Origin of the sequence: Streptomyces sp. MB09-01 (genome assembly GCF_033794505.1) — a bacterium.
In the GTDB taxonomy this organism is placed as follows: domain Bacteria; phylum Actinomycetota; class Actinomycetes; order Streptomycetales; family Streptomycetaceae; genus Streptomyces.
Genome location: NZ_JARAYQ010000395.1, coordinates 1 through 5445 on the forward strand (window position 1 = coordinate 1; position 5445 = coordinate 5445).

At 73.0% G+C, this 5445-nt stretch carries 4 protein-coding genes and 1 riboswitch; of the genes, 2 read left to right on the forward strand and 2 right to left on the reverse strand.

Annotated features, from left to right (window positions below; all coding sequences use genetic code 11):
* The first annotated feature begins 42 nt into the window (after window positions 1-42).
* Together aceB and PV721_RS40800 are read left to right on the forward strand one after the other, a co-directional pair.
* On the forward strand, window positions 43-1635 hold the full coding sequence (aceB, locus tag PV721_RS40795) for a malate synthase A (RefSeq protein ID WP_319733559.1): 1593 nt from the start codon (window positions 43-45) through the stop codon (window positions 1633-1635).
* Window positions 1632-2543, forward strand: a complete 912-nt coding sequence (locus PV721_RS40800; protein ID WP_319733553.1) for a 3-hydroxybutyryl-CoA dehydrogenase — start codon at window positions 1632-1634, stop codon at window positions 2541-2543. The genes aceB and PV721_RS40800 overlap by 4 nt, the downstream gene beginning before the upstream one ends.
* Before the next feature lie 330 nt (window positions 2544-2873).
* Window positions 2874-2946, reverse strand: a riboswitch (cobalamin riboswitch).
* Window positions 2947-3182: 236 nt separating this feature from the next.
* Here PV721_RS40800 and PV721_RS40805 read toward each other — a convergent pair.
* Together PV721_RS40805 and PV721_RS40810 are read right to left on the reverse strand one after the other, a co-directional pair.
* Window positions 3183-4754 (reverse strand): alpha/beta hydrolase, encoded by a 1572-nt coding sequence (locus PV721_RS40805; RefSeq protein WP_319733555.1) that lies wholly within the window; start codon window positions 4752-4754, stop codon window positions 3183-3185.
* A gap of 142 nt (window positions 4755-4896) precedes the next feature.
* The coding region (locus PV721_RS40810; RefSeq protein WP_319733557.1) for a hypothetical protein at window positions 4897-5445 on the reverse strand (549 nt) is incomplete at its 5' end.

Here is a 5445-nt window from a genome sequence, read left to right on the forward strand (position 1 = left end):
GCCCTGCCCTCCCCGCCCGCCGCTCCCGCCGAGGAGACCCGCATGTCCACCACCGAACCCACCGGTCGCGTCCAGGTCCTCGGCGCCCCGGGTGACCGCTTCGCCGAGATCCTCACCCCCGCCGCCCTCGACTTCCTCGCCCGGCTCCACACCGCCTTCGGCGACCGACGCGAGGAGTTGCTGGGGGAACGGCGCCGGCGCACCACCCTGCTCGCCTCCGGCACCCCGCTCGACTTCTCCCGCGCGACCGGCCCGGTCCGCGCCGACGGCGAATGGCGCGTCGCCCCGCCCGCCCCGGGCCTCACCGACCGGCGCGTGGAGATCACCGGCCCGCCCGAGCGCCGGATGACCGTCAACGCCCTCAACTCCGGTGCCAGGGTGTGGATGGCCGACTTCGAGGACGCCACCGCACCCACCTGGGCCAACGTGATCGGCGGCCAGCTGAACCTGCTCGACGCGATCGAGCGCCGGATCGACTTCACCACCCCGGAGGGCAAGGAGTACCGGCTGGGGGCGGACCTCCCGACCATCATGGTCCGCCCGCGCGGCTGGCACCTGACCGAGCAGCACCTGGAGGTCGACGGCCGCCCCGTCCCGGCCTCCCTGGTGGACTTCGGGCTGTACTTCTTCCACTGCGCGCAGCGGCAGATCGACGCCGGCCACGGCCCGTACTTCTACCTCCCCAAGCTGGAGAACCGGTACGAGGCCCGGCTCTGGAACGACGTCTTCCTCCTCGCCCAGGAGCTCCTCGGCATCCCCCGCGGCACGATCCGCGCCACCGTCCTCATCGAGACGATCACCGCCGCCTTCGAGATGGACGAGATCCTCTACGAGCTGCGCGAACACAGCGCGGGCCTGAATGCGGGGCGCTGGGACTACCTGTTCAGCCTGATCAAGACCTTCGGCCACCGCACCGACTTCCAGCTCCCCGACCGGGCCAGGGTCACCATGACCGCCCCCTTCATGCGCGCGTACACCGAACTGCTCGTCCGTACCTGTCACAAGAGGGGCGCCCACGCCATCGGCGGCATGGCCGCCCACGTCCCGGGCAGGGACACCGAGGCCTATGCCGCCGTCCTCGCCAAGGTCCGTCTCGACAAGGAGCGCGAGGCCGAGGACGGCTTCGACGGCTCGTGGGTGGCCCACCCCGGACTCGTCCCCGTCTGCCGCGAGGTCTTCGACGGGGTGCTCGGCGCGCGGCCCCACCAGCTCGACCGGCTGCGCGAGGACGTCCACGTCACCGCCGCCGACCTGCTGTCGGTCCGGCGGATCAGCGGCCCGCCCACGCCGGAGGGGATCCGCGCCAACACCGCCGTCGCGCTGAGGTACTTCGACGCCTGGCTGCGCGGCAGCGGTGCGGTCGCCCTGTACGGCCTCATGGAGGACGCGGCGACCGCCGAGATCGCCCGGGTCCAGCTCTGGCAGTGGCTGCGGCACGGCACCGCCGACCGCGAGGGCGTGCGGGAGATCCTCGCCGCGGAGTGCGCCGCGCTCGCGAAGGAGCAGCCGCACGCCCTGGTCGCCGAGGCCGCCGCCGTCTTCGAGCGCACGGCGCTCGCGCGGGACCTGCCGGCCTTCTTCACCCCGGACGCGTACGCGCGCCACCTGGTCCGTCACCCGGAGGCCCGCTCATGAGCACCGTTCCCGTCCCGGGCACCGGGGCCCCCGGCACCGGCGCGGCCGGCATCCGCCGGGTCGGCATCGTCGGCGGCGGCCAGATGGGCGCAGGCATCGCCGAGGTGTGCGCCCGCGCCGGCCTCGACACCGTCGTCTGCGAGGCCGACGCCACCGCCGCGCGCGCCGCCCGCGAACGCGTGGCCGTCTCCCTCGAACGCGCCGTCCAGCGCGGCAAACTGGACCGGTTCACCGCCGAGGACGCCCTGGCCCGGCTGGTCTTCTCCGGCAGCCTCGACGACCTCGCCGACCGGCAGCTCGTCGTCGAGGCCGTCGTGGAGAACGCGGAGGTGAAGACGGAGATCTTCGCGGCGCTCGACAAGATCGTCGAGGACCCGGCGGCCGTCCTCGCGACCAACACCTCCGCCATTCCCGTCATGCGCCTGGCCATGGCCACCGGCCGCGCCGACCGCGTGGTGGGCCTGCACTTCTTCAACCCCGTACCGGTCCTGCCCCTGGTGGAGATCGTCTCCTCGCTGCACACCGCCCGCGGGACGGTGGAGACGGTCGAGGCGTTCGCCCGCGACACCCTCGGCAGGACCGCCGTCCACGCGCAGGACCGGGCCGGCTTCGTCGTCAACGCGCTGCTGGTCCCTTACCTGCTCTCGGCCATCCGGATGGCCGAGTCCGGCTTCGCCACCGCCGCCGACGTCGACACGGGCATGGAACTGGGCTGCGCCCACCCCATGGGCCCGCTCAAGCTCGCCGACCTGATCGGCCTGGACACCGTCGCGGCCATCGCGCAATCCCTGTACGAGGAGTTCAAAGAGCCGCTCTACGCCCCGCCCCCGCTGCTGCAGCGGATGGTCCAGGCGGGGCTGCTGGGCCGCAAGAGCGGCCGCGGGTTCCACACATACGACCGGGGCTGATGAGGGACCCGGTGGTGCCGCTGCGGGGTTGAGGGACCCAGGCGGCACGGACAAGGAGCGCGGAGCGGCGCGGGGAGCCGCTCCGCGCGTGCGCGACGGCCGGCGCCGTGGCGAGGGCGAGCCCGAGGGCCGCCGTGGTGATCAGGGCGCGGCGGGCGGGGGCCTGGCGCATGGAGTGCCTTCCTGGCGTGGACTCGAGGTCGTGCGCCGCCGGCCCCGATCGCCCCGGGGGCTCCCGGGCCCGGGCGAGGGACACGTGATCGGTGGGCCTGGGGCTCAGGGCTTCGTGCTGCAGACCGTGACAGTGGGAAGCCGTACGCGCCGCACGCCGGGTCGTCCGACTCGCGACGCGGATGCGCCGCACACGGTTGCAGGTCAGCGCCGGAATCACACCGGCTTCCCCCAGTCGCAGGCATTCAGTCGGAGGTCGGGCACGTACCCGACCAGAGGCATCGTAGGGGCGGCCGCCCGGGTCCCACCCGCACTCCGGGAGCGGGATGAAGACCGCCCGCGAGTTCCGCATCGTCGGCTTCGCGGTGGGCGCCGCGCGCAAGGACGCCCCCGGATGTCGGCCGCCGTACCGAGGCTGCCGCGGAGGCGTCCCGCGCTGGGGCGAGCACCGTCCGGACGGGGGCGGTGTCAGAACCGCCCGGGCCCGGCCGGGATCGGCAGCCGCTTCGACGGGGCCAGGGACCCGCGCTGCTCGGCAGCGCTCGCCGGGTTCTGGCAGGTCACGTCCTGGGCGGGCAGCTTGCCCGTGGTCAGGTACGCGTGGACCGGCGCGTTGGCGCAGGAGGCGGGGTCGGCGAGGTACACCCCGTGGCCCTCACCGCCGGCCGCCAGCACCATCCGCGAGCCCTTGAGCGCGCGGTGCAGGCCCTGGCCGCTGACGAGCGGGGTCTGCGAGTCCCACTCGTTCTGCACGGTCAGCACGTTCGCCTTCTTGTTCATCGGCGTGGCCGCTTCGACCGGCCGGTCCCAGAAGGCGCACGGCTTGATGTTGGACGCGAAGTCCCCGTACAGCGGGTACCTCGCCTTGTCCTTCGCCGCGTCCAGCTCGTACTGCTCCGTGTAACGGGGCCAGGTGCCGGTGTCCCCGCACGCCACCGCCCAGAACACGGCCGTGCTGTTGTCCGAGGCGGGCTCGGCCGCCGCACCGGTCAGCAACCGCTTCATCTCCGTCAAGGTGGTGCCCGCGGGCAGCGGCTTGGCCTCGGCCGCGGCCTTCAGGGCCACGACCAGGGGAGTGGCCTGCGCCGGGTAGAAGAACACCGCGCGCACGGCGCGGATCATGTCCCCGTCGACCTTCATGCCTTCGAGGTCGATGGGCTCCTTGTCGGCGCGCGCCACCAGCCCCCAGAACGTCTCGGAGACGGCCTTCGGCGTGTCACCCAGCTGGTATTCCGCCGACCGCTGCGCCGCCCACTGGGTCCACCGCGCGAAGGCGGGCTCGGCCTCGGTGGCCCAGACCTGGATCATGCCGCGCCAGATCCGCTGCGGGTCCACACCGCTGTCGAGCACGAAGCGGTCCGTGCGGTCCGGGAACATCTGCGAGTACACGGCGCCGAGGTAGGTTCCGTACGAGTAGCCCAGGTACGAGAGCTTGCGCTCGCCCAGCACCGCGCGGATCGTGTCCATGTCGCGCGCCGTGTTGCGGGTGGTGATGTACGGAAGCACCGAACCGGCCTTCTCGCGGCACTTGTCGGCGACGGTGCGCGCCCACGTCACGTCGGAGCCGAAGGTCTCCGGACGGTAGGCCCGGTTGAAGTTCTGCTCGGCGTCGTCCAGTCCGCAGGTGATCGGGCTGCTGGCGCCGACCCCGCGCGGGTCGAAGCCGATGAGGTCGTACTGCTCGCGGACCTCCTTGGGCATCGCCTCGTTCATCATCAGCGGCAGGTCGAGCCCGGAACCGCCGGGGCCACCGGGGTTCAGCAGCATGGCGCCGTGCCGCTCGGCCGGGTTCTCGCTCTTCATCCGGGATATGGCGAGGTCGATCGTGCGCCCCTCGGGACGCCGGTAGTCGAGCGGCACCTTGATCGTGGCGCACTCGTACGAGGCCGGCAGCTCGGGGCTGCAGCGGTGCCAGGCGGGTTTCTGCCGCAGGTGGTCCGGTGCCGGGGCGGCCGCGGCCTGGGTGGCGGACAGCAGGGGCACGGTGGACGCGACGAGTCCGGCGGCGGCGAGCAGTGGTGCGAAGCGTTTCAGGCGCACGAAGGCGGTTCCTTTCGGTGAAGTCGCTGACAGGTCAACCTTGTTGTACGCGGAGACCTGCCGAATCATCCCGAAGGGTCGTGCCCTGTGCTCCTCGCGAATGAGCTGAAATCAGAACAACTGGCCGACACGCCGCTGAGGTTCAGGGACGGGCGGAGTGGTCGGCGTGCGCGGAGGGGTCGCCGTGCTCGGGGGAGCCGGCGTGCTCCGAGGGGCCGGCGTGCGTGTCCCCGGTCTCCAGGGAGCCGCCGAGCCGGCCGCGCACCGCCGCCAGGGCATCCTCCGAACGGGCCGTGACGACCCACCGGTCCCCGACCAGATAGATGCCGCCGTAGTTCCGGGCCTCGGCCAGCCAGGAGCGCATCCCCTGCTCGGCGGCGAAGGTGACCATCCGGTAGGGGCCGCCCTGCCCGGTCTCGCAGCCCCCCTGCCGCAGTTCGTCGGCCTCCACGCTCACTTCGGCGGTGCAGCCGATGGCCGTGGCGATCTCCTCGATCGAGGTCTGGTGCGCGGACGCCGGGGTGCGGTGCGCGGCGGCCTTCCCGGCGCCGCAGCCGCCGCACAGGAGGGCCGTGACGCACAGCGCGGCGAAGGCCGCACGGGGCCGGCCCGTACGGCGGGTGAGGCGGTAGGTGGACGAGGGCATGGCGACCTCACTGGCTGATCGGGAGGGGGTCGTGGTGCCCGGGAG

Bases quoted from the DNA above. Each gene is read 5' to 3' on its own strand.
- PV721_RS40800 (WP_319733553.1), top strand. From the start codon at position 1,632: ATGAGCACCGTTCCCGTCCCGGGCACCGGGGCCCCCGGCACCGGCGCG.
- aceB (WP_319733559.1), top strand. From the start codon at position 43: ATGTCCACCACCGAACCCACCGGTCGCGTCCAGGTCCTCGGCGCCCCG.